6 protein-coding genes are annotated in these 4851 nt (G+C 30.6%); 3 read left to right on the top strand and 3 right to left on the bottom strand.

Annotated features, from left to right (window positions below; translation table 11 throughout):
- Positions 1 to 810: bile acid:sodium symporter family protein (locus ACTTBL_RS06505; RefSeq protein ID WP_440644118.1), on the bottom strand; the 810-nt coding region annotated here is incomplete at its 3' end.
- 101 nt (positions 811 to 911) lie between these two features.
- Between ACTTBL_RS06505 and ACTTBL_RS06510 the strand changes: the two genes are divergently transcribed.
- Both ACTTBL_RS06510 and hisD read left to right on the top strand, forming a co-directional pair.
- Positions 912 to 1823, top strand: coding sequence for a bifunctional enoyl-CoA hydratase/phosphate acetyltransferase (locus ACTTBL_RS06510; RefSeq protein WP_440644119.1), 912 nt, complete (start codon positions 912 to 914; stop codon positions 1821 to 1823).
- Between the two features lie 59 nt (positions 1824 to 1882).
- Complete coding sequence (hisD, locus tag ACTTBL_RS06515) at positions 1883 to 3169, top strand: histidinol dehydrogenase (RefSeq protein ID WP_075505106.1); 1287 nt, start codon at positions 1883 to 1885, stop codon at positions 3167 to 3169.
- A gap of 2 nt (positions 3170 to 3171) precedes the next feature.
- On the opposite strand, the gene ACTTBL_RS06520 is transcribed toward hisD, so the two are convergent.
- Positions 3172 to 4146, bottom strand: a complete 975-nt coding sequence (locus ACTTBL_RS06520; RefSeq protein ID WP_440644120.1) for an asparaginase — start codon at positions 4144 to 4146, stop codon at positions 3172 to 3174.
- A gap of 49 nt (positions 4147 to 4195) precedes the next feature.
- Between ACTTBL_RS06520 and ACTTBL_RS06525 the strand changes: the two genes are divergently transcribed.
- Positions 4196 to 4387 (top strand): hypothetical protein, encoded by a 192-nt coding sequence (locus ACTTBL_RS06525; RefSeq protein ID WP_440644121.1) that lies wholly within the window; start codon positions 4196 to 4198, stop codon positions 4385 to 4387.
- Here ACTTBL_RS06525 and ACTTBL_RS06530 read toward each other — a convergent pair.
- The coding region (locus tag ACTTBL_RS06530; protein WP_440644122.1) for an MGH1-like glycoside hydrolase domain-containing protein at positions 4388 to 4851 on the bottom strand (464 nt) is incomplete at its 5' end.

The following is a 4851-nucleotide window of genomic DNA, read 5'->3' on the forward strand; positions in this document are numbered from 1 at the left end:
TATATACATGATTAGTGCATAAGCACCAGTTGGTAATGCATATAAAATATCCGTACCAAATATTTGTGTAGAGACAAATAATGCTAATGTTCCATTTTGCAGTCCACATTCTAAAGCAATACACTTCATTTGTTTTACACCTGAAGCAAAAGCTTTTGCAACGTAATATGCAATGACCATCATTGAAATATTTAAGATTAAAGCAATTAAACCTGCTTGTTTTATAAAGCTTAGAATATTTTCTCTTTCTTCATAAAACGCTGCTACGAAAAAAACAGCAAATAAAATTATGTTAAGTTTATTAAATATTTCAACTTTAGAAGATATGAAATTTTCAGCAAATTTTCTAATAATCATTCCTAACATTACAGGTACTGTTACCACTAAAAACATTTTTAGTGCTATTCCAGTCATTGAAATATTTTGAGAAACTTCTGTTATCCCTAACATGTCTGCAGAAGTAAATATAATTAAAGGAACTGTAATTATGCTTAATAAACTAATAACAGCTGTTAAAGATATTGATAATGCAACATCACCATCAGCAAATTTGGTCATTACATTAGACGTTACTCCTCCTGGTGCAGCAGCTATAATCATAACCCCTATTGCTATTTCAGGTGGTGTTTTTAAAATTAAAATTAATATATATGCTACAATTGGAAGAATTATTAATTGAGAAATAAAACCAACAATAAAATCTTTTGGTGTTTTGAATACTCTTCCAAAATCTTCTAGTTTTAATCCTAGGCCCAAGCCTAACATTATTAAGGCCAAAATAATTGGCGCAATTTTAGTTACAATTTCCAAAGTCTCCCCCGCTCAAGACTAATTATATAAACTTGTTAAATTTATATAAAGAATTTTTTTTTATATACATGTTAAGTTTTTTCACTTATTTGTAGAAAAAAATGCTTTCAAACAAAGAAATTGTCTGTCCAAATAACTTATTAGATTTAGCTCATAAAAAAAAAGGAGTTAAAGTTGCAGTCGTAAATGCTGGCAAACCTTTACCTATGTTATCAGTGCAAGACGCGGTTAATGAAAATTTAATTGAGCCCATATTTATTGGTCATGAAGTAGAAATTCAAAAATGTGCTGAAGATATTAAATGGGATATTTCAAAATACGAGCTTATCCATGAACCTGTAGAAAATGATACTGCTAAAATTGCAGCTAAATTAGCAAGTGAAGGTAAGGTGCAAATAATCGTTAAAGGCCATATTCATACAGATGTTTTGATGAAAGAAGTGCTTAAACGTGAATATAATTTGCTAGGAAAAACAAGATTAAGTCATATCTGGCATATGACTATCGGTAAAGATGATAAGCCATTAATTATTACTGATGGAGCATTAAATGTTTTACCAAATGTTAAAACAAAAATGCATATTCTTAAGAATGTCGTTAATTTTTCAAATAGAATAGGAATAGAAAGACCAAAAGTATCCGTATTATCTGCAACTGAAGAGGTTTTAGAAAGTGTCCCAAGTTCTATTGAGGCTGCAGAAATAACAAAATTAGCCAAAGAAGAAAATTTAAGTGCTGACGTTTTTGGTCCTCTAGCGTTCGATAATAGTATTTCAAAAAAATCTGCTGCAATTAAAGGAATTAAAAATTTGGTTGCTGGTGAGGCAGATGTGCTGTTAGTACCAAGTGTAGAAACTGGAAATGCTTTGGTGAAAATGCTTATCTATTTTAGTGGAGCATGTGCCGCAGGAGTTGTTGTTGGTGGAAAAGTGCCAGTCGTCATAACAAGTAGATCTGATGAAGCTCAAGCACGATTAGCTTCTATTGCAGCTGCAGTTGTTGCATTGGACTAAATGATTCATTGAATTTCAAAAGAAATTCATTTAAATAAACTGAAATTTAAAGGAGAGAAATGGCAATTACATACTTAAAAAAATCACCAAAAACATCATCAACTGATGACACAAAAACAAGAGAAATAGTAGAAAATATTCTAAAAGATATTGAGACTAGTAAAGAAGAAGGTTGTAAGGAGCTTTCAAAAAAATTTGATAAATATGAAGGTGATGTAATTGTTTCAAAAGAAAAAATTGAAGAAATAAAAAAAAATTTAGATCAAAAAACTAAAGATGATATTCAGTTCTCTCACGAAAGAGTTAGAAAATTTGCTGAAGCACAATTAAAAAATTATGGCCAAGACTTTGAAGTTGAATTATCTGATGGTTTATTTGCTGGACAAAAACTTATTCCAGTAAATACAGCAGGCTGTTATGTTCCTGCAGGAAGATACGCTCATATAGCTTCAGCTGTAATGAGTGTAACAACAGCAAAAGTTGCTGGTGTAAAAAATATTTTAGTTTGCAGTTCACCAAAACCTGGAGTTGGAGTACATCCATCAATCGTTTATACAGCTGACTTATGTGGTGCTGACGTAATAATGAATTTAGGTGGTGTACAAGCTATTGCAGCAATGACCAATGGCTTATTTGGAAATGCGCCTGCAGATATTTTGGTTGGTCCTGGTAACCAATTTGTTGCTGAAGCAAAAAGAATTTTATTTGGAAAAGTTGGTATAGATTTATTTGCTGGACCAACAGAAATTGCAGTCATAGCAGATGAAACTGCTGATCCTGAAATGGTAGCTTATGATTTGGTTGGACAAGCAGAACACGGTTATAATTCTCCAGCTTGGCTGTTTACTAAAAGTAAAAAAGTTGCAGACTATGTTATGCAAAGAGTTCCAGAATTAATTGCAGATTTACCAGATCTACCAAGAGAAAATTCAGGTGCTGCATGGAGAGATTATGGTGAAGTAATTCTTTGTGATACTGACGAAGAGATCGCTAAAGTTAGTGACGAATACGCCCCAGAACATTTAGAAGTCCAAACTAAAAATTTACAATGGTACCATGACAGATTAAAAAATTATGGATCTTTATTCATTGGTGAAGAAACAACTGTTGCTTATGGTGATAAATGTTCAGGAACAAACCATATTTTGCCAACAAAAGGTGCAGGTAGATACACTGGTGGTTTGTTTGTTGGTAAATTTATTAAAACATTAAGTTTCCAAAGAATGAGTAAGGCTGCAACAAAAGAAGTTGGTGCTGCTTGTGCAAGAATTTCTAGATACGAAGGAATGGAAGCGCATGCAAGAACTGGTGACGTGAGATTAAGAAAATATGGATTTTCAAATTAATTTTAACCAATCCAACTTATATCTCCTATAGTCTCACCAATTGAATTAGCTATAGGTTTATTTAAAAATAATTCTAATTTGGTTTTATCAATTATATTTAATTCTGAAATCATTCCAGCTATCGCTGTAGATGATGCTCTTGCATTTCCATCTAAAATTTTAGCTACAACTGATATTTTTTGATCAGGGATAATTGCTACAAAAACCCCCTCTGCTCCATTTTTGAAGAAAACTTTTTTTTCCAAAAGTTTTGTTAGTTTTGAATTTTCACTTTCTTTTCCACCAGCATAATCAGGTTGATTTACACAAGAATTATAAATTTTGCTGGCAACTTCACCCAAATTATCATGTTTTTTGAAATCAGAAAAATTAGCCATTAAGTATCCAAACTTGTTCAAAGGCATCAATGGATTAGGGAGTGTACATCCATCAACACCTATTTGATCTAATTTAGTTTCACTTAAATTTTCTATTAAATTAAATAACTCTTTTTGAATTAAATGATCTTTAGAATTATATTTTTCAATATCCAAACCTCTTTCAATCGCTACAGCGAGATGTGCACAGTGTTTACCTGAACAATTATGAAAAATTTTTCTTTTTTGTTTATATTTACCATAAGCTTTGAATTTATTATCTAACATCCATGGCCAATCTTCCCCACAAGCAAGTTTGCTTTCATTAATATCTAATTTTTTTAACCAATCTTGGATTAATTCTTGATGTATGTCTTCTGCAAAATGTGAAGATGTAGAAAAAGCAATCTGTTTTTCTGAAAGATTTTCTTTTTCAATATGTCCATCTTTAAATAAATTTAATGACTGTATTGGTTTTAAAGAAGATCTTGGATAAATAAGTTGTGAGCTATCAGCCCACTCTTTTAAAATTTTTCCATCAGAATTAACTATAGCACCAATACCATAATGTTCACTCTCAATTGAACCGCTTCTGGTAACAGTTACTAATTTTTTTAACATTTTAATTTATTAACATTTTTGTTAATATTATATAAGAGGAGAATAAATCATGGCAACTTACGAGTGTTCAAAATGCGGAATGTCAGTCAATGCAACATGTGGAAAATGTGATAAGCCTTTAGTAGACGACATGCTTAAACTAGATGATGGTAACGAAGTACAAATATCTAAATGTCCAGATAATCATGGTAAAATAAAATCACCACTATGTTGTGGACAAGATATGAGTTGTAAACTTTAATTAATTTAATTTTAAATCTAAATACAGGGCAGCGGACCAAGAAAAATTATTTGCACCCATTGGTTTACCATTCTTGCAACTGTAATATTCATGAAATCCTTTTTTCTCTACCAATCTAATTGTACTTTGTTTAATTTTTTTTGAGTATTTTTCATCCTTATTAATGAGACCCTTGCATATAAACCAATTACAATTAACCCACACAGGACCTCTCCAATATCGTTTTTCCTCAAAGCTTCTATGAGTAGGTTTTATTGAAGAAAAGAAGTATTTTTCTTTAACGTTATGTTTTTTTAAATTTTTAATCAAAACATTATTTATTTTATGATTTTTTATATCAGCAAATAATACTAAGTAATTTGTTATTGATGGGACTAATATTTTTTTTTTATTTCTTAAATCAAATGAAAAAAAAGCACCCTTTTTTTTGTCAAAAAATCTTAAAATGTTTCTTTCAGTAAGTT

Origin of the sequence: Candidatus Pelagibacter sp. HIMB123, assembly GCF_052048195.1 — a bacterium.
Classification (GTDB): Bacteria; Pseudomonadota; Alphaproteobacteria; order Pelagibacterales; family Pelagibacteraceae; genus Pelagibacter.

Excerpts from the sequence above, each read along its gene's own strand:
- ACTTBL_RS06525 (WP_440644121.1), top strand. The coding sequence starts at position 4,196 with ATGGCAACTTACGAGTGTTCAAAATGCGGAATGTCAGTCAATGCAACA.
- hisD (WP_075505106.1), top strand. The coding sequence starts at position 1,883 with ATGGCAATTACATACTTAAAAAAATCACCAAAAACATCATCAACTGAT.
- ACTTBL_RS06520 (WP_440644120.1), bottom strand. The coding sequence starts at position 4,146 with ATGTTAAAAAAATTAGTAACTGTTACCAGAAGCGGTTCAATTGAGAGT.
- ACTTBL_RS06510 (WP_440644119.1), top strand. The coding sequence starts at position 912 with ATGCTTTCAAACAAAGAAATTGTCTGTCCAAATAACTTATTAGATTTA.